16 protein-coding genes and 1 pseudogene are annotated in these 17,835 nt (G+C 61.4%); 11 read left to right on the plus strand and 6 right to left on the minus strand.

Translation table 11 applies throughout. The features are described from left to right. The first annotated feature begins 68 nt into the window (after window positions 1-68). The 6 genes from L1073_RS05920 to L1073_RS05945 all read left to right on the plus strand — a co-directional run bounded on the left by L1073_RS05920 (window position 69) and on the right by L1073_RS05945 (window position 6,782). Window positions 69-953, plus strand: a complete 885-nt coding sequence (locus tag L1073_RS05920) for a LysR family transcriptional regulator (RefSeq protein ID WP_246897568.1) — start codon at window positions 69-71, stop codon at window positions 951-953. 168 nt (window positions 954-1,121) lie between these two features. Next, window positions 1,122-2,018 carry a HalD/BesD family halogenase gene (locus L1073_RS05925; protein WP_246897570.1) on the plus strand — a complete coding sequence of 299 codons (897 nt, stop codon included), beginning with the start codon at window positions 1,122-1,124 and terminating at the stop codon, window positions 2,016-2,018. A gap of 61 nt (window positions 2,019-2,079) precedes the next feature. Next, entirely contained in the window at window positions 2,080-3,348 is a 1,269-nt protein-coding gene (locus L1073_RS05930) for a M24 family metallopeptidase (protein WP_246897572.1), read from the plus strand. Window positions 3,349-3,406: 58 nt separating this feature from the next. After that, a complete protein-coding gene (locus L1073_RS05935; protein WP_246897574.1) occupies window positions 3,407-4,261 on the plus strand; it encodes a glycine betaine ABC transporter substrate-binding protein in 855 nt (284 codons plus the stop codon). A 176-nt stretch (window positions 4,262-4,437) separates the two neighbouring features. Further along, entirely contained in the window at window positions 4,438-5,418 is a 981-nt protein-coding gene (locus tag L1073_RS05940) for a GlxA family transcriptional regulator (RefSeq protein WP_246897575.1), read from the plus strand. 92 nt (window positions 5,419-5,510) lie between these two features. After that, window positions 5,511-6,782: a TauD/TfdA family dioxygenase gene (locus L1073_RS05945; protein ID WP_246897577.1), complete on the plus strand. Its 1,272-nt coding sequence runs from the start codon at window positions 5,511-5,513 to the stop codon at window positions 6,780-6,782. Window positions 6,783-6,966: 184 nt separating this feature from the next. On the opposite strand, the gene L1073_RS05950 is transcribed toward L1073_RS05945, so the two are convergent. The 6 genes and pseudogenes from L1073_RS05950 to denD form a co-directional block, all read right to left on the minus strand. After that, window positions 6,967-7,923, minus strand: a complete 957-nt coding sequence (locus L1073_RS05950; protein ID WP_246897578.1) for a DMT family transporter — start codon at window positions 7,921-7,923, stop codon at window positions 6,967-6,969. Window positions 7,924-7,990: 67 nt separating this feature from the next. Further along, window positions 7,991-8,923: a phytanoyl-CoA dioxygenase family protein gene (locus L1073_RS05955; RefSeq protein WP_246897580.1), complete on the minus strand. Its 933-nt coding sequence runs from the start codon at window positions 8,921-8,923 to the stop codon at window positions 7,991-7,993. Between the two features lie 225 nt (window positions 8,924-9,148). Beyond that, a pseudogene (locus L1073_RS05960) lies at window positions 9,149-9,328 on the minus strand (3-keto-5-aminohexanoate cleavage protein); the annotation flags it as partial. 153 nt (window positions 9,329-9,481) lie between these two features. After that, window positions 9,482-10,654, minus strand: a complete 1,173-nt coding sequence (locus L1073_RS05965) for an L-rhamnonate dehydratase (protein ID WP_246897581.1) — start codon at window positions 10,652-10,654, stop codon at window positions 9,482-9,484. A gap of 35 nt (window positions 10,655-10,689) precedes the next feature. After that, window positions 10,690-12,078, minus strand: a complete 1,389-nt coding sequence (locus L1073_RS05970) for a GntP family permease (protein WP_246897583.1) — start codon at window positions 12,076-12,078, stop codon at window positions 10,690-10,692. 125 nt (window positions 12,079-12,203) lie between these two features. Then, window positions 12,204-13,163, minus strand: a complete 960-nt coding sequence (denD, locus tag L1073_RS05975) for a D-erythronate dehydrogenase (RefSeq protein ID WP_246897585.1) — start codon at window positions 13,161-13,163, stop codon at window positions 12,204-12,206. Window positions 13,164-13,381: 218 nt separating this feature from the next. On the opposite strand from denD, the gene L1073_RS05980 reads away from it, so the two are divergent. The 5 genes from L1073_RS05980 to otnI are packed head-to-tail and all read left to right on the plus strand — an operon-like array spanning window position 13,382 to window position 17,823. After that, window positions 13,382-14,137, plus strand: a complete 756-nt coding sequence (locus tag L1073_RS05980) for a FadR/GntR family transcriptional regulator (protein ID WP_246897586.1) — start codon at window positions 13,382-13,384, stop codon at window positions 14,135-14,137. A 22-nt stretch (window positions 14,138-14,159) separates the two neighbouring features. Next, complete coding sequence (gene ltnD / locus L1073_RS05985) at window positions 14,160-15,092, plus strand: L-threonate dehydrogenase (protein ID WP_246897588.1); 933 nt, start codon at window positions 14,160-14,162, stop codon at window positions 15,090-15,092. Further along, window positions 15,089-16,360, plus strand: a complete 1,272-nt coding sequence (gene otnK / locus L1073_RS05990) for a 3-oxo-tetronate kinase (protein WP_246897590.1) — start codon at window positions 15,089-15,091, stop codon at window positions 16,358-16,360. The genes ltnD and otnK overlap by 4 nt, the downstream gene beginning before the upstream one ends. After that, window positions 16,357-17,016 carry a 3-oxo-tetronate 4-phosphate decarboxylase gene (gene otnC / locus L1073_RS05995; RefSeq protein WP_246897592.1) on the plus strand — a complete coding sequence of 220 codons (660 nt, stop codon included), beginning with the start codon at window positions 16,357-16,359 and terminating at the stop codon, window positions 17,014-17,016. Before otnK ends, otnC begins: the two co-directional genes overlap by 4 nt. Before the next feature lie 24 nt (window positions 17,017-17,040). Beyond that, window positions 17,041-17,823, plus strand: a complete 783-nt coding sequence (otnI, locus tag L1073_RS06000; protein ID WP_246897594.1) for a 2-oxo-tetronate isomerase — start codon at window positions 17,041-17,043, stop codon at window positions 17,821-17,823. The last annotated feature ends 12 nt before the right edge of the window (window positions 17,824-17,835 follow it).

Raw genomic sequence — 17,835 nt, forward strand, 5'->3', positions numbered from 1 at the left:
CGCATCTAGCAGCGAGCGTAGCATGTCGTTTCACGCGACGCGTCACTCTCCAAGAGCCTCTGAGTCCCATGCTGGATATCAAGTATTACGTATTGATCGACGCCATTGCCACCCACGGCACGGTGCACGATGCCGCCGCTGCCATCGGCATCACCCAGCCTGCGGCGACGCATCGCATTCGTGAAATGGAACGCCGCCTGGGTGTCGCCCTTTTCCACCGCGAAGGGCGCCGGCTGACGCTTTCCGCTTCGGGCGAGCGTCTACTCGAAACCGCGCACGACGTGCTGCCCCGCCTACGCAGCGCCGAGCTCGAGGCGTGGCAACTGGCACGCCGCGCGGAGCCCGCCTTGCGCCTGGGCATCGGCCCTTACGACACCTTCTCGCGGGCGATTCCGCATCTCTACGACCAGCACGCGCGCGACATCGACCTGGTCCGCCTGCCTATGGCGGACATGGCCACGGCGCTACTCGCCAGTCGCGTCGACATGATCTGCATGATCGAGGTGCCCTCGCAGCGCGGCATCGCCCACCAGTTGCTGTTCGAAGAGCCCCTGGTGGCGGTGTTGCCGCCCGATCACCCGTATGCACAGAGCGACGCAGTGCCCGCCGAGGTCTTCGATCAGGGGCGGCATTTCACCTACAGCATCACCCCCGAGTCCGGCCATGAATTCGAGCATTTCTTCCAGCCGGCCGGCGTCTATCCCTCGCACATGGTGCAGATCGAGTCGGTGGCCTTGATTCTGGAACTCGTCGCCGCCGGCAAGGGCGTGAGCATTCTTTCGCGCTGGGCCGCGCGCGACGCCCACCAGGCAGGGCGCGTCGTCATGCGTCCCCTGGCCGGCGAGCTACCGCGCATTCCCTGGTATCTAGCCTATGCGCAGACACCCCACGTCACCGCCGCTGCGGAGTCGATGGCGGCCACGTTGCGTCATCTCTACTGCGCCGACGACTGAGACAAGACGCTATCCGCCACGGCGCACGCGACCGATAAGAATCTCGTCGCAGATGGCCGGACATTCTCATTAGTTTCACGCCCTCCCGCCTTTTACTGTATCGCCACTCCTTATCAACGACGCCCGATCAAGGGCTTCCGATCAACGACCGCACAGGAGGGCGATCTCATGTCACAGGCCACGCTCGCAACTCAAACCACCGCACAGGACGTCACCGCCGAGCATCATCCCCTGGCGCGTTTCATCGATCTCGAACGCTACCCGATCCTGCAGCGCGATAGCGACGCCTACCGGGCAACGGTCGAAGGCGTCCGCCAACAGTTGCGCACTGACGGCTGCGCCCTGCTATCGAGCTTCATTCGCGAGGACCTCATCGAACCGCTGCGCGAGGAAAGCGAGGCCCTGGCACCGCAGGCGTTCTACTCGGACAACAACGTCAATCCCTACGTCACCCCGGACGATCCGTCGCTGCCCGAGGATCACCCCGCTCGCTTCTTCCAGCACTACACCAACGGCTTCGTGGCGCGCGATCTGATCCCCGAGGATGCCATCGTCCAGCAGCTTTACCGCGACCCGGATTTCCAGCGCTTCGTCGCCGACTGCCTCGAAGAGCCGGTGATTTACGAGTTCGCCGATCCCATCGCCGGGCTGGTGATCAACGTGATGCCCGACGACACCGAGCTGCCCTGGCACTTCGATACCAACGAATTCATCGTCAGCCTGATGACGCGGCGCCCCAATGAAGGCGGCGAATTCCAGTACGCGCCCAGCATCCGCCGTCCCGGCGAGGAAAACTTCACGGCCGTGCAGCGCGTACTCGAGGGCGATCACACCGACGTCGAATCGCTGACGCTCAACACCGGCGACCTGCAGCTCTTCAAGGGGCGCTACTCCATGCACCGCGTCGCCGCCGCCAAGGGCCAGCGCCTGTGCACGCTACTCGGCTACGCCAAGACGCCCGACATGATGGGCAGCCTGGAGCACACCCAGCGCATCTACGGCCGCGTCACCCAGCAGCACATCGATGCCGACAATCAGCGCCGTCACGACGCGCTCATGGGCTAGGTTCCGCTGAAAAGCATCAGCACGACCCTCATTTCTCCACTTCGCAAAAGGATGCCTTGCCATGGGCGATATCGTGTCACTCACCGGATCCGTCCCCACGGGCGGCCCCTATGCCGGCGGGAACTTCCGCCAGGCCACGCTCGACGCCGCGCTGCTCTCGCGCGTCGAGCGCTACCGCCTGCAACGCCTGCGTGAGCAGATGAAGCATCACCAACTGGACGCGGTGATCCTGTTCGATCCCATCAACATTCGCTATGCCTGCGGCGTGCGCAACATGCAGGTCTACTCACAGCGTAACCCCGCGCGCTACCTCTACGTCGCGGCGGACGGCCCGGTGGTGCTTTTCGAGTTCAGCGCCTGCCTGCACTTGGCGGCCAACGCCGAGCTGCTCGACGAGGTGCATCCCGCCCGCGCGGTGATGCCGCAGTACAGCGGCCCGCGCTGCGCGGCACATACTCAGGCCTTCGTCGATGACATCCGCGACCTGTTCGAGCGTTCGCATACCCAGGGCCAACGCCTGGGCATCGAATCCGCGCCCACCGGTGCCATCGAGGCGCTGGGCCAGGCCGGCTTCCAGTTGACCGATGCCGCCACCGTGGTCGAGGGCGCCAAGTCGATAAAGAGTCTCGACGAGCTGGCGCTCATCCACCGCTCGGTGACTCTGACCGAAGCCGCCATGACGCGCATGGAAGCCGCCATACGCCCCGGCATGAACGAAAACGAGCTGTGGTCGATCTTCAACCAGCACGTGCTGGCCACCGGCGGTGAATACGCCGAAACGCGGCTTCTGAGCTCCGGCGCACGCACCAATCCGTGGTTTCAGGAATGCTCGGACAAGGTCATCGCCCCGGGTGAGCTGGTGGCCTTCGATACCGACATCGTGGGTTGCTTTGGCTACTACACGGATTTCTCGCGGACGTTCCACGTACCCGGCGCGGGCGCGCCCAGCACCGAGCAGAAGGCGCTGTATCGCATGGCCGCCGACCAGCTCGAGCGCAACATCGCCCTGCTGCGTCCCGGCATGAGCTTCCGCGACTACTCGCAACAAGCCTGGCCGATACCCGACGGCTATCGCGAGAACCGCTACCTGGACATCGTCCACGGCTGCGGCATGACCGGCGAATGGCCGCTGATCGCCCACGACATGGACTGGGACGACGTCGGCTACGACGGCGCCATCGAGCCCGGCATGACGCTCTGCGTCGAGGCCTATATCGGCCACCGCGACGGCACCGAGGGCGTCAAGCTGGAAGAGCAGGTGCTGATCACCGAAGATGGCATCGAACGCCTCTCGACCTACGGCTATTCCGACACGCTGATGGCAGAATGACGTCGTAGCGCATCACGCTTTCTCATCCCTTCGATTCACGAACACAAAAAGGACGCCTATGAAACCGTTGACTCCCCTTTTCCTCGCCTGCGGCCTGGCCGGCCTCTCGATGACCGCCTCGGCCAACGACACGCTGACCATCGGCACCAACAACTGGTCGGAAAACATCGCCGTATCGCACATGTGGCAGCAACTGCTCGAAGAACAAGGCTATGACGTCGAGCTGACGACCACCGGCAAGAGCGTGCTCTTCAGTGGGCTCGCAAACGGCGATCTGGATATCTCGCTGGAAGTCTGGCTACCCAATGGCGACGCCCAGTACATCGAGCCCTACAAGGACCGCATCGACGTTCACGATGCCTGGTTCGACGGCGCCCAGGACGAACTGGTGGTGCCCGCTTACATGGAGGACATCGACACCATCAGCGATCTCAAGGACAACGCCGAGCGCTTCAACTACCAGAATGAACCGACCATCATCGGCATCGAATCGGGCTCGGCCATCTCCGGCGAAACCGAAAACGCCATCGAGAGTTACGACCTGCCGTTTCGTCAGTTGAACAGCTCCGGGCCCGCCATGCTCGCGGCTCTCGAGGAAGCCTATGCCAACGAAGAGCCCATCGCCGTCACGCTCTGGCAGCCGCACTGGGCCTACGCGCAGTACGACCTCAAAGCGCTGAAAGACCCCAAGAAGAGCTATGGCGGCGGTGACGACATCATGTGGATGTCGCCCAAAGGCTTTGGCGAGGAACATCCCCAGGTCACCGAGATGCTCGACACCTGGCACATGAGCCACGCCCAACTGGCCGATCTCATGCTGACCATCGAGAATGTCGGCGACCCCACGCAAGGCGCCAAGCAGTGGATCGAGGAACATCGCGATCTCATCGACGGCTGGCTCGCCAAGGACTGATCTCACCCCGGGCCGGTCGTCAGGACCGGCCCACCTCCAAGCCCTGCCTATTTTCCCTCCGCTCTCGCTGACGCGACCCGCAAGCCCTCGGCAATCGAATTTGCTATCGTGAGCGCATGGCGCGCCTCGGCGCGTCACCGCTCGCCGCCTGAGTCGCCACCGCCACGGGGGGAGAAATGCGTCTACATTATGCCGGGGCGTCGCCCGAGCCCATCGGCTTTCTGCTGTTGCCGCGTTTCTCGATGATGGCGTTCTTCTCTGCCATCGAGCCGCTGCGCATCGCCAACCGCATCGCCGGGGAGCGGCTGTTCACCTGGCGCGTAATCAGCCTGGACGGCGCCTCGGTCACCGCCAGCAACGACATGACGCTGCTCGCCGACGACAACCTCGCCTCGGCGCCAGCCCTGCCTAGCATCGCCATCTGTGCCAGCTTCGAGCCCGAAGAGCGTCTCACCCGCCACTTGCTGCATTGGCTGCATCAGCGCCATCAAAGCGACTGCGTGCTGGGCGGCATCGACACCGGCAGCCTGATCCTCGCCCGCGCCGGCCTGCTCGAGGGGCAGCGTGTCACCTTGCACTGGGAAAGCCTGCCGGCGTTTCGCGAGCGCTTTCCCGAAGTCGACGCCGTCGAGTCGCTGTTCGAAGTCGGCCCGCGCGGTTTCTCCTGCGCCGGCGGCACCGCCGCGATGGACATGACACTGGACCTGATCGCCCGCCGCCATGGCGATGCGCTGGCCGCCGACGTTTCCGAGCAGTTGATTCACGCCCGCATGCGGCCCCGCCACGACCTCCAGCGGCGCGATTTGACCCAGCGCCTGGGGACCCACAAGCACAGCGTGATCGAAGCCGTCGCCTTGATGGAGCGTCACCTCGAGACACCGCTGACACTCACCCAACTCGCCGCGCACATCGGCATCTCGCTGCGCCAGCTACAGCGGCTCTTCGAACAGGAACTCGGCGAACGGCCTCGCGATCACTATCTGCGCCTGCGCCTGGAACACGCCCGCCAGCTATTGCGGGAAACCGACCGCGACATCCTCAGCATCGGCCTGGCCAGCGGCTTCACCTCGGCCTCCAGCTTCTCGCGGGCCTATAAGCAGCATTTCGGTACCAGCCCGCGTCAGGCACGCCGTCCGCGCTCGGACGACGCAACATGACGACTGGCGGCAAGAAGCCGTCGCTTGGGGTGTAAATACGGACGACGCATCAGGCCATGCTAGGGCTATCTTTCGCCACCAAGGATGCCGTCATGCCGAACAGCACGCCCGCCACCACGTCTGCCAATATGCCCAGCGACGCGCTCCCCGCGACGCCGGATTACGACGCCTGGCCGATCGAGGTCGCCATCGCCGAGGTGCGCCCGACCCCGCGCCAGGTGGAAGTGCGCTGGGAGGACGGCCGCATCAGCCAGTACCACAGCATCTGGCTGCGTGAGAACGCCGCCGATGCGAGCACCGTCAACCCGGATACCCGCGAGCGCATCCTCGATCTTTCACGCCTCGAAGACTGGCCCACCGTCGCCGAGGCGTCTCTCGATAATGCGGGCGCGCTGGTGGTCGTCTTCGCGCCGGAGCAACGCCGCTTGCGCTTTCATCCCGGCTGGCTGCGCGCGCATGACTATACCCACCTGGCGGAACTCGACGCCCCGCTGCCTCCCGCAACACTGTGGAAAGGCAGCGAGCGCGACGCACCCACGACCCTCGATGCGCACGGCTGGCTCGATACCGACGCCGATCCCCAGGCGTTGGACACCTGCCTCGAACAAGCGCTGGAAGCCGTCATCGGCGAAGGCCTGGTGCGGCTACGCAACCTGCCCACCGAACCCGGAAGTCTCGACGCCATCGCCCGTCGCATCGGTCCCCCGCGCGCCACCAACTTCGGCACGCTGTTCGACGTGCGCGCCAAGCCCGACCCCGACTCCAATGCCTACACCTCGATCGCCCTGCCGCCACACGTCGATCTGCCCACCCGCGAATATCAGCCCGGCCTGCAGTTGCTGCACTGTCTGGAGAACGACACCGTCGGCGGCGACGCGGTGATGATGGACGGTTTCGCCGTGGCCGAGGCCCTGCGCGAGCGCCACCCCGAGCACTTCGCGACGCTCGTCCGCGTGCACTGGTGCTACGCCAATACCGCCCGGACCACCGATCATGTGTGGTACGCGCCGATGATCAAGCTCGATGACAACGGCGATTTCGACGAAGTCCGCATCGCCGACTTCCTGCGCGGCCCCTTGATGGCGCCGTTCGAGGACGTGGAGCCTGCCTACGCCGCCTTGATGGCCCTGCAGCGCCTGCTGCGCGAGCCCGAATTCGCGCTGCGTTTCACCTACACACCCGGCGATTTGGTGATCTTCGACAACCGCCGCCTGCTGCACGCCCGTGACGCCTTCGATGTCGGCCAGGGCGGCCGGCGTTGGCTGCAAGGCTGCTATCTCGAGCGTGACGAAGCCCGCTCGCGGCTACGTATGCTACGCCGTGCCCGACGCCGACAACGCGTCGACGCGCTCGGCCAGGGCTGACCACGCGATACCCGGACACAACCCCCATGGTGTGCCATGGGGGTTCGCATAATACCCTGGACAGCAAACGACTGGTCGTTATATGCGGAACCACTTTTATTCGGCCTGCCACGCATAGGATTAGTTGACACATGGCAATCTCGGGAACGCATATTTTATAGATGGCCATGTGGTTTTAACCAACTTACTGAGTCACTTGGCTAGATTTTGCAGGCTTCAACACTGCTCGGACTGTTGTTATAACTCCTAAAACTACCAATATGGTACCCATCAACTCAAACCAAGTCGGTAAACGTTGATTAGCCGCCAACCCAAACACTGTAGCAAACAATGTCTCAACTGCAATTAACTGGCCAGTTAAAATCATTGGCAACCTTTGGGTGGCGTAATTCCAAGCCCAAGCGCCCCCTACAGAAGATAGCAATGCGAGTATTATAGCCCACACCAAAAACCAGGTTAGACTCGAAAAATCGACTCCAGGAGGAACAAGATTGATAAGACCGAAATGCATTCCTACCGGAATAAAGATCAAAGCTACCAACCCGGCACCCAACATCATCAACCCTGTGTAAGCCCCCATATTGAGAGACGGATTTCGATCGGTAAACCGCTGATTAAGGAAGCTAAAAGAAAGCCAGCATGCCACCCCGGTAATACAGAAAAGAAAGCCAATAGCTTGGCTTTTATTAAAATCTACGTCCTCACCAAAGAATAGTTCAATATTAATAAACACCAACCCGACCATGGTCACCACTAAAGGAAAGGCCAACTTTCTCCAAAGCAGTGTGTTTTGAGAAAGGTTGCCCAAAACCACCATAAATATCGGAACAGTGCCTATAACTGCCGGCGCTAAAACAGGGCCAGAAAAATAAGCACCACCAACAACTGAAACTATATATAGCAAATAACCCAGAACCCCCATAGACATAGCAAAAAACATCTTTACCACGCTGACACCACGCAAGCCTTGACGATACTTAAAAATAAACACGGCCCCAACTGCCCCCGCAATGACAAACCTTGCCACGATGAAATCGTAATTACTGTAAGGCCCAACCACATATGGAGATATAAAATTCAAAGCCCAGCTAAGAGTTGCAAACAAAGCTGCCAACAAACCTAACAAAAAGGAAGTACTCATAGATCACCAGCATTAATATATTTATATAATAAGACCGCTCTCATGACTGACATGAGAGCGGTCTTTTTTACTGAATCAGGAAGCCTGAAAACTTCGAATCTCGGATAAGATCTCCATCCTCTATGTCCGTAAAACGATCAGCGTAGGTTGCTTGGTTAGCCCTTCCCCAGTTCGCACCTAGCCCTAGCCCTCCCCCACTTTCTGTCTCGCCAAAAAACATATTATTATCGAGGCGTGCTTCTGAGTCCAGCAAACGAATAGTAACAGCTGCTCTGGCCTTCAAATCCCCAGCCAGTAATACATCTGATCTGTGCCATGTCGTTTTCTTAAACAACAGTGCGTCACCCGGTTTAAAATCATCCTGATGCTTATACTTTTCAAATATATCTGTCAGAAATCCAGGGGTTTTGTATATCTCCTGTAGGTAATACGAAATGTGTCCGACAGACCTACCTGCCGCAACTTCTTTAGAAAGCATACTGGACAACTGAAAGTTGGCGCGCCCGGAAAAAATATTCTCCGGCATATAAGCCATACCACCACCTTGGTCTTCTTTTTTCACCGGGTCTAAAGCAATCCATAAACTATAGCCTGGATCCTGAGGCCTAATATATCTAAAGCTAATTGAATCATAATGCCATTCAAATCCCTGCTTCTCAGGAGAGAGCTCAAAACATTGAGATTCTGTCGCAATTAGGGGTGAACCAATTATAGGCAATACCACATCTCGAAAATTGGCCGACCGGTAAAGAGATTGAAAAAGCTCCGTATCGCCAAGCCCATAGGCGAGCCGATTAAAAGTGCTACCATATTCAGTACCACTCTCTTTTGCTGTGGTTGCAAGGCGTGCCGCTTCTTCACGCACCCTTTTAACGCCCTCTTCCGTGAGAAGAGATTTTATTTTAACAAACCCATATTCTCGAAACTGGTTTACATCATTTTTCGTTACGCCCGGTTCGGAAACCAAACTATCTACTGACAATTGCGCTGACTTATCCATACAAGTCTCCTTATCGGTGAGCGGAGCTACGTTTTTTTGAGAACCGAAGTAAACACGGTAGCAACACGCCTGTGGCAATTACTTAAAAAGCGTCTTTTTTCTACAACATGGCGAGGCAAAATAAGGAACCTCGCCATGAGGGCGGCACAAATAGTGCTGCATCAGCACCAAGCCTCACCTCGTAATGGCAACTATTGCAAGCCCGTTCCTGAAGAAGCATCACCAATTACTGACGCCGCCGGTTTCCGGGTCGCGCACGTGCAAATGCACGATGCTCGCCCCGGCGCGCGAGGCCTCGATGGCGCTATCGGCGATCTGCTTGGGGGTGATGGGCAGGTCGGGATGCTTGTCGGCCGTATCACCGGCACCGGTGATGGCACAGGTGAGAATGACGTTTCGATTCATGGTGTCTTCCTGAGCGTCTAAATGGCGGCGCGATGCCGTCGAACACCCCCATTGTCGAAAGCCCGGCGACAAAAGGATTGCCATGAAACGTCATGCGATTGGCGTTTTACGTCGCGGCACCGCCTTTGGCGTGAAAGACGGTGCCGCTTACGATCATTCGATGATATGGAAGCGGTCGAGATGACGCGTGTTGAGCGTCAGGCCCAGACCGGGCGTCGTTTCATCCAGATCGAGGTGACCACCGATGGGTTCCGGATCGCCCTCGAACAGGTAGTAGAAGAGCTCGTTGCCGATCTCGACGTCATGCACCGGGAAGAACTCGGACATCGGCGAGGCCAGCGATGCCATCGTCAAATGGTAGTTGTGCATCTGCCCCGCATGGGGAATCACCGGCACTTCGAACGCTTCCGCCATGGCGTTGATCTTGCGCGCCACGCTGATACCGCCGACCCGGTTGGTATCGTACTGAATCACCGATACCGCCTTCTTCTCCAGGAGTTGCCGGAAACCGTGCACGGTGAATTCGTGCTCGCCGCCGGAAATCGGCATCGGTGCCATGCGATTGAGCTCGACGTAACCGTCGATATCATCGGCGATCACCGGTTCCTCCAGCCAACGCAGCTCAAAGGGTTCCAGTTTCGGCAGCATGCGTCGGGCATAGTCGAGATTCCACCCCATATAGCAGTCAGCCATCAGGTCGATGTCCTCACCGATCACCTCGCGCACCGCCGCCACGCTCTTGAGGTTCTCGCGCATGCCCTTGGGCCCATCCTTGGGCCCGTAACCGAAACGCATCTTCATCGCCGTGAAACCCTGGTCGAGATAGGCTTGCGCTTCGCGCTGCATCGTCTCGCGATCGGTGTGGTAGAGCTTGGAGGCATAGCAGGGGATTTTCTCCTTGGTCCGTCCGCCCAGCAGCTTGAACACCGGCTTGCCGAGCGCCTTGCCCATCACATCCCAGATCGCGATATCGACCCCCGAGATCGCTGCCATGCCGATGCCGCGCCGTCCCCACGCCAGCGTTGCGCGATACATGCGCTGCCATAGATATTCGTAGTCGAACGGGTCCTGGCCGATGACCAAGGGCGCGAGGTGCTGATCGATGATCGTCTTGGCGACACGCGGCGCCAAGGCGACGTTACCCAGCCCGACGACGCCTTCATCCGTTTCGACCTCGACCACCGTCCAGCCGTGGAACCGGAAACTGCCCATGGCATCGCCTCGGTCCCACAATACGTCCATGGCATTGGTGCAAAAGTGTGGCTGCGGCGGCACCGTTTCGCCTTTCCATTCGAAGACGCGGGCCCTGATTCGTGTAATTTTCATAGCATCTTTCCTCTTCCATGCGGATCGGACGTCGCTCAACCCACGAAGGCATTGGCGATGAACAAGGCAACCAGCGCAGCCGCCCACCCCAGCGTCGTGGGCACCGAGAGCACCAGCAGTTGGTGTTTGGCGGTTCTCACGCCGAGCATGCGATTGACGACCCAGAAATAGCTATCGTTGAAATAACTGAAGAACAGCCCGCCAAGACACGCCGCCTGAGCCGCCAGCACCAAGTTGACGTCCGGCATGGACGAGAGAATCGGCGCGGAAATCGAGGCCCCGGTGATCATCGACACGGTCCCGCTGCCCTGTACGAAACGCACCAGCGTGGCGATGATGAAGGGAATCAAGAAGGCGGGCATGGCCAGCGACGCAACACTTTCCCCGATGTAGTCGCCCGCCCCACTGGCACGCAATACCGCCCCCAAGGCCCCCCCGGCGCCGGTCACAAGAAGAATGATGCCGGCGCTTTCGACGCCTTTCTCGAGATGCGACAACACCTGATCGCGCGGCATCTTGGGCACGAGTCCATACACCGCCACCAGCACCCCGGTGCCCACGGCAATCACCGGATGGCCGACGAACTGGATGATCTGTACCGCCAGGGCAGGGTTATCGCTCTCGCCCACCATCGCGGTGACCAGCGTATTGAAGAAGATCAAGGCAATCGGCAATGCAATGGGCAGGACCGACTTCAACAACGTGGGCAGCTCTTCCATGGGGCGCTGGCCAGCGAGAGGGTCTTCTTCGTCTTCATCGCGGCGCAACGTTTCAGGCACGTCGCGTTCGATCATCGCCTCGATGCGCGGCCCCATGAACCGAGCGTAAAGCACCATGACGATCAAGGCAGGTATCGTGAAGACGACCCCCCAAGCGATCATCAGGCCGACATCGACGCCGAAGATGCCGGCTACCCCGAGCGGCCCCGGTGTCGGCGGAACCGCACTGTGGGTAATAGCCAAGCCCGATGCCAGTGCGATGCCCAACGCCAGGACCGAACGGCCGCTATTACGCGCCAGCGCCCTGACCAGCGGATTCAGGATCACGTAGGCGGAGTCGCAGAAAATCGGGATCGACACGACATACCCCGTCAGTGCCATCGCCCAATCCTCACGCTCCTTGCCGAGCATCTTGAGGATGGAGTAGGCCATGCGCTGGCCGGCACCCGACACTTCGAGGATACGCCCCATCATCACCCCAAAGCCGATGACCAACCCGATGGTCGACAGCGTGCTGCCGAAGCCATCGGTGATCGCCCCGATCACTGCATTGGGGGGCATCCCGCCGATCAACCCGGCGATCGACGCAGCGATGATAAGCGCAAGCAAGGCATGCACGCGGGTTTTCAATACCAGCGCGATCATTACGAAGATAGCGATACCCAGGCCAATGATGACCTGCGGACCTGCGGCTGTTTCCGTCATGGTGGCGTACTCCTGTGCATTGTTGTGACTGTCTGAGCAGCGTTGTTGTATCCAAGGATGCAAGCGTGTGTGGAATGTCGCCGACGCCGCGGACAGCCGTTAAAGCCGCCGGGCCTCGGCGGGCGTCAGGCGTTCAGGTAATCCTCGCGATAGGCGCGGATTACGGCGTCGACATCGTCATCGGCCTGGAAGCCCAGCGACAACGGACGTTCGATGTCCAGACCTCCCGGCCAGCTCGCGACGATCCTGTCGATGGCGGCGTCCGGCTCGAAACTCACCAGGGCCCGTGTCTCGGCGCCGGCTTGGCGCTCCAATGCGTCCAGCATCTGCGTCACCGTGACGGTGATGCCCGGCAAGTTGAGCGTGCGCCACTCGCCCAGCGCGTCACCGTCGAGCTGCAAGGCATGGCGAAGGTTGCCCACCACCGCACGCGGCGATGACAACCAAAGCGGCAGTTCGGGAGCCACTGGACACACGGCGCGTTGCCCCGCCAGCGGTTCGCGAATGATCGAGCTGGCGAACGAGGAAGCTGCCTGATTAGGCTTGCCGGGCCGCGCCACGATGGTCGGCAAGCGGCAGACGCGCCCATCGATAAAGCCCCGTCGGCTGTAGTCGTTGACCAGCAGTTCGCCGATGGCCTTCTGCGCGCCATAGGAAGAGCGCGGCTGGGGGCCGACCTCTTCGGGTACCGGCTGTGCCAGCCCGGGTCCGAACACCGCCAACGAACTGGCGAACAGAAAGCGCAAGCGACGCGGATGCGCACGACAAGCCTCGAGCAGGGCCTGCGTCGCCTCGAGGTTGACGCGCATGCCCAACTCGAAATCGGCCTCCGCCTGGGAACTGACCACGGCAGCCAAGTGACACACGGCGAGCGTATCCTCGCCCAGGGCGCGCTCGATCAACGCCTTGTCGGCGACGTCTCCCACCCATGACTCGACACGTGGATCGTCGAGTGGACAGGGCGCAAGGTCGATCGATGTCACCCGCGTGATTGTCTTCCCCTCGATATGCTGGTCTTCCTCGAGCAGCGTCTGAATCAAACGCGCGCCGAGAAAACCGGCCCCTCCGGTCACGATGACGTGCATGCCCTTCTCCTCGGTCGAGCGAAGCGGCGCTTCGCGTGAATCCCTACTGGCGACGCGACATTGGTCCAAAGACGTATTGTGTCGTCACCGCGCTATTTATAATGTTGTCTGACAAATCCAGCGAGGCAACACCGCCATTAGTCGCAGACGCCCCACCCACCATCGACGCAAGGCCCGCACCACGCCTGGCGGCGACGAACGAAGGAGAAGGAATAGCGGTGATCACGAACCACGAGACCCCACCGACCCGTGGCATCCAACTCTCGGAGCAGGTCGCACGACAACTGACGCACGCCATTCATACCGGCGAGATGCGCCCCGGCGAACGTCTGCCTACCGAGGCCGCGCTTGGCGAACGCTATGGCATCAGCCGTTCCGTGGTACGCGAGGCCATTTCCATGCTGCGCAACGCCGGCCTGGTCACGTCACGTCGCGGCAGCGGCAGCTTCGTCGCCGAGGTGCCCACGGTAGCGTTGCGCCTGGCGATTCCCGATCCGTCGCTGCAATCAATCATCCGCCTGCTCGAACTGCGCCGGGCCCTGGAAGTCGAGGCAGCGCGTCTGGCGGCCCAACGGCGCACGCCGTCCCAGTTGCGGCGTATTCGTAATGCCATGGCCGATATCGATGAGGCCGTCGAAGTCGGTGCCGATGGCGTCGATCAGGACATGGCCTTTCACCGCGCCATCGCCGAGGCCTCGAACAACACGCACTTCACCGCCGTCATCGACTTCTACAACCGCTTCCTGCATCACGCCATCACCGTGACGCGGACCAACGAATCGCTACGCGAAACGTTCATGGCCCAAGTCATCGAAGAGCACCAAGCAATCGCCGATGCCATCGCTCAAGGCGATGAAGAAGCTGCCGCCCAGGCCGCCGGGCGCCACCTGGAGCATGCCGAGTGGCGCCTGCGCCAAGCGCCGACGGATCTACTGGAACGTATCGAAGACACCGGCACCGACACGCCGATCTAACGCACGACACAGGAGATGCCAGATGACACAAGCAAAGCGTTCACGAGTGGGAATCATCGGCCTGGGGTCGATGGGGATGGGGATGGCGACGTCATTGGTCGATGCCGGTTTCACTACCTGGGGCTGCGACCTGCGCTCCGACGCCAGGCAGGCATTCGAGGACCACGGTGGCCGAGCGGTCGCCACGCCCACCGAGATGGCCGCCCACGTCGATGTCGTCGTCAGCGTAGTCGTCAACGCCGCGCAGACCCGCGAGGTTCTGTTCGGGTCGCACGGTATTGCCGAGGGCCTGGCGCCCGGCAGTGTGGTCATTTCTTGCGCCACCTGCGCGCCGGAGGCCGTGGCCGCCCTGGGCGACGAACTCGCCACCCGCGGTCTGCGCCTGCTCGACGCCCCGATTTCCGGCGGCGCCGCCAAGGCCGCACAAGGCGCTCTGACGATCATGGCCTCGGGGCCGAGCGATGTCTTCGACAGCGTCGAAGACGTCCTCGACGCCCTCGCCGTCAAGGTCTTCCGTCTCGGCGAGGCGATGGGGCAAGGCTCGCAGGTCAAACTGGTCAACCAACTACTGGCAGGAGTGCACATCGCAGCCGCCGCCGAAGCCATGGCCTACGGCATTCGCGGCGGCTGCGATCCGCAGGTGCTTTATGAGGTCATCACCCAGAGCGCCGGCAATTCATGGATGTTCGAAAACCGCGTGCCGCACATTCTCGATAACGATTACACGCCACGTTCGGCGGTGGACATCTTCGTCAAGGATCTGGGCCTGGTCCACGAGACCGCGCACCGCGACAAGTTTCCCCTGCCGCTGACCAGCCAGGCGCTCTCGATGTTCACCCATGCCTCGGCGCTCGGCCACGGTGGGGACGATGATGCCGCCGTGATCAAGACGTTTCCGGGTTTCGGGTTACCGTCTCACGCAGCCAACGATGCCAATACGGGGGAGGAGGAATGACGATGCCCATCATCGGTTGCATTGCCGACGATTTCACCGGCGCCACGGACGTGGCAAGCATGCTGGTCAGCGCCGGCATGCGCACGCTACAGACCATCGGCGTTCCCTCGACAGCGCTGGATGACGACGTCGATGCCGTGGTCGTCGCCCTCAAGTCGCGCACCCTGCCCGCCGCCGACGCCGTGACGCAGTCACTCGAAGCGCTGGCGTGGTTACAGGCTCAAGGCTGCGAGCAGTTCTACTTCAAGTACTGCTCGACCTTCGACTCCACGCCCGCAGGCAACATCGGGCCGGTGACCGACGCATTGATGACGGCGCTGGATACCGATTTCACCGTGGCCTGTCCGGCACTGCCCGCCAACCAGCGCAGCGTCTACAACGGCTACCTGTTCGCGGGTGGCGTGCCGCTCAATGAAAGCGGCATGCAGGATCACCCGCTGACCCCCATGACGGATGCCAACCTGATGCGCGTCCTCGGCGCCCAGACGCGCCAGCGGGTCGATCTGATCGACTACGCCACGCTCAGCGAGGGGGTCGAGGCCGTCGAGGCCCGCATCCAGGCACTGCGCTCGGCGGGCGTGGGCATCGCCATTTGCGACGCCATCGACACCCAGCATTTGCATACGCTGGCACGCGCCTGTCGCGATCTGCCGTTGGTGACCGCCGGCTCCGGCCTAGCATTGGGGCTACCCGCCAACCTGGCCGACCGATTGCCTGCGGCGGGACAAGCCGATGCGTTACCCGTCATCACCGGACGAAAAGCGATCCTCAGCGGGAGTTGTTCGCGCACCACCCTGGCGCAGCTCGAACACGCCCGCGAGCACTACCCCAGCTATCACCTCGACGCCTTGGCCTTGGCTCGCGATTACGATGGCGTCATCGCAAAAGCGCTCCATTTGGCCGAGCAGCATCTCGATAGCGGCCCGGTATTGCTATACGCCAGCGCTTCGCCGGAAGACGTCCGGAAGGCTCAAGATACCCTCGGCGTCGCGGAGGCGGGCGCCCTGGTCGAGCGCGCCATGGCCGAGATCGCCCATTCGCTCGTCGCGGTCCATGGCGTACGACGCCTGATCGTAGCCGGCGGCGAAACCTCCGGCGCCGTGGTCAACGCGCTTGGCGTGCAGGGCTTGCGCATCGGCCCGAGCATCGATCCCGGCGTGCCCTGGACCACCACCTTTGGTACACCGACATCGCTAGCGTTGACCCTCAAGTCGGGTAACTTCGGCGCTCAGGACTTTATGACCAAGGCATGGGAGCTGTTGCCATGAGCCACATCAGCACCACGACCACCGAAAATCGCCTGCGCGAGGAGATTGCCGAGATCGGCCGTTCCTTCCGCCTGCTGGGCATGGCGCCGGGCACTTCCGGCAATATCAGCGCCAAGCTCGATGACGGCTGGTTGATGACGCCGACCAACGCCAGCCTCGGCGCTCTCGATCCCGCCGCGATTTCCAAGCTGGACTGGGACGGCAATCTGCTCGCCGGCGAGCCGCCCACCAAGGAGTCGTTCCTGCACCGTGCCTTCTACGACCAGCGTCCCGACACCGGCGGCATCATTCACCTGCATGCCACGCACTCGGCGGCGGTCTCGTGCCTCAACGGGCTCGATGAACATTCCTGCCTGCCGCCCATCACGCCGTATTTCGTCATGCGCGTGGGGCGTTTGCCGCTGATTCCATACTATCGGCCCGGCGATCCCGCCCTCGGCGATGCGATCCGCGAGTATGCCAAGACCCATGGCGCGGTGTTGCTGGCCAATCATGGCCCCGTGGTGGCAGGCAAGACACTGGAGGCGGCCCGTAACGCCATCGAGGAACTGGAAGAGACCGCCAAGCTGTACCTCCTGCTACGTCAGCACGACGTACGCACCTTGGGCGAGGCGGAGATCGACGAGCTTCGTCAGGCCTTCGGCGCCCACTGGTAAGCATTTTCTGAAAGGAGCTCCTACATGCCCCGTTTTGCCGCCAACCTGTCCATGATGTTCAACGAGGTGCCCTTCATGGAGCGCTTCGCCGAGGCCGCTGCCTGCGGCTTCGAGGGGGTCGAGTTCCTGTTCCCCTATGCGTTCGAAGCCGACGCTATCGCCGCCGAACTCCAGCGTCATGGCTTGCAGCAAGTACTGTTCAACCTGCCGCCGGGCGACTGGGACGCCGGCGAGCGCGGCATCGCCGCCCTGCCGAGACGCGAGGCGGAGTTCCGCGACAGCGTCGAAACCGCGTTGCACTACGCGAGAGCGCTTGGCTGTCCTCGCGTCCATGCCATGGCAGGGCTAGCCTCCGAGGATGTTTCACGGGAAACATTGCGTGAAGTGTATTTGGAAAACCTGCGCCATGCCGCGCGTCGCCTCGCCGAACACGACATCGAGCTATTGATCGAACCCATCAATACCCGCGACATGCCGGGGTATTTCCTCAATCATCAAGCCGAAGGCCATGCGATTGTGGCTGAGCTGGGCGAGCCGAACGTCAAAGTGCAGATGGATTTCTACCATACCCAGATCATGGACGGAGATATCTGGACCACCTACCAGCGAAATCGCGCGGGCGTCGGCCACATCCAGATCGCCGGCGTGCCCGAGCGCCACGAACCCGATACGGGCGAAGTGAATTATCCATGGCTGTTCGAGCAGTTGGATGCAGACGGTTTCAAGGGTTGGGTCGGCTGCGAGTACAAGCCCCGCGCCGGCACGCGGGCGGGACTGGGATGGTTCGAGGCGTGGAAGCGGCAATAGCGCTTGCTTGAG

Origin of the sequence: Chromohalobacter nigrandesensis (assembly GCF_023061285.1) — a bacterium.
In the GTDB taxonomy this organism is placed as follows: Bacteria; Pseudomonadota; Gammaproteobacteria; order Pseudomonadales; family Halomonadaceae; genus Chromohalobacter; species Chromohalobacter nigrandesensis.

Coding starts and splice junctions, on each gene's coding strand:
- L1073_RS05965 (WP_246897581.1), bottom strand. CDS start 10,654: ATGAAAATTACACGAATCAGGGCCCGCGTCTTCGAATGGAAAGGCGAA.
- L1073_RS05940 (WP_246897575.1), top strand. CDS start 4,438: ATGCGTCTACATTATGCCGGGGCGTCGCCCGAGCCCATCGGCTTTCTG.
- L1073_RS05945 (WP_246897577.1), top strand. CDS start 5,511: ATGCCGAACAGCACGCCCGCCACCACGTCTGCCAATATGCCCAGCGAC.
- L1073_RS05920 (WP_246897568.1), top strand. CDS start 69: ATGCTGGATATCAAGTATTACGTATTGATCGACGCCATTGCCACCCAC.
- L1073_RS05935 (WP_246897574.1), top strand. CDS start 3,407: ATGAAACCGTTGACTCCCCTTTTCCTCGCCTGCGGCCTGGCCGGCCTC.
- L1073_RS05970 (WP_246897583.1), bottom strand. CDS start 12,078: ATGACGGAAACAGCCGCAGGTCCGCAGGTCATCATTGGCCTGGGTATC.
- otnI (WP_246897594.1), top strand. CDS start 17,041: ATGCCCCGTTTTGCCGCCAACCTGTCCATGATGTTCAACGAGGTGCCC.
- L1073_RS05930 (WP_246897572.1), top strand. CDS start 2,080: ATGGGCGATATCGTGTCACTCACCGGATCCGTCCCCACGGGCGGCCCC.
- L1073_RS05925 (WP_246897570.1), top strand. CDS start 1,122: ATGTCACAGGCCACGCTCGCAACTCAAACCACCGCACAGGACGTCACC.
- otnK (WP_246897590.1), top strand. CDS start 15,089: ATGACGATGCCCATCATCGGTTGCATTGCCGACGATTTCACCGGCGCC.
- denD (WP_246897585.1), bottom strand. CDS start 13,163: ATGCACGTCATCGTGACCGGAGGGGCCGGTTTTCTCGGCGCGCGTTTG.
- otnC (WP_246897592.1), top strand. CDS start 16,357: ATGAGCCACATCAGCACCACGACCACCGAAAATCGCCTGCGCGAGGAG.
- ltnD (WP_246897588.1), top strand. CDS start 14,160: ATGACACAAGCAAAGCGTTCACGAGTGGGAATCATCGGCCTGGGGTCG.
- L1073_RS05955 (WP_246897580.1), bottom strand. CDS start 8,923: ATGGATAAGTCAGCGCAATTGTCAGTAGATAGTTTGGTTTCCGAACCG.
- L1073_RS05950 (WP_246897578.1), bottom strand. CDS start 7,923: ATGAGTACTTCCTTTTTGTTAGGTTTGTTGGCAGCTTTGTTTGCAACT.